The sequence below is a fragment of the Xanthobacter autotrophicus genome (assembly GCF_030015065.1).
GTDB lineage: Bacteria > Pseudomonadota > Alphaproteobacteria > Rhizobiales > Xanthobacteraceae > Xanthobacter > Xanthobacter autotrophicus_D.
In genome coordinates, this window is sequence record NZ_JAIVFN010000569.1 from 1 (window position 1) to 386 (window position 386).

General features: G+C 69.2%; 1 protein-coding gene. It reads left to right on the top strand.

The window, feature by feature from the left end; all coding sequences use genetic code 11:
• Positions 1–28: 28 nt before the first annotated feature.
• On the top strand, positions 29–386 hold a 358-nt coding region (locus K9U40_RS24550), incomplete at its 3' end, for an SDR family NAD(P)-dependent oxidoreductase (protein WP_282892640.1).

Genomic DNA, 386 nt, shown 5'->3' on the forward strand with positions numbered 1-386 from the left:
TTCCAGCTCTTCCAGGAAAGGCAATCCCATGGCGAATGGACACCTCGCCGGCCGCAAGGCCCTCGTCACCGGCAGCACCCAGGGCATCGGCGCGGCGATCGCGCTCCGCTTCGCGCAGGACGGCGCGGACATGGTGCTCAACGGCCGTGATCCCGACGGTGCACCCCGGGAACTCATCGATCGCATCGCCGCTCTGGGCCGCCGCGCGGTTTACGTGGCAGCGGACATCAGCGGCGGTGCCGCGGAAGCCGCGCGGCTGGTGCAGGAAGCCGCCACGGCGCTCGGCGGGCTCGACATCCTCGTGAACAACGCCGGCGTGGAGCGCCGTGCCGATTTCTGGGACGTGACCGAGGAGGACTACGACCTCGTCATGGACACCAACGTGA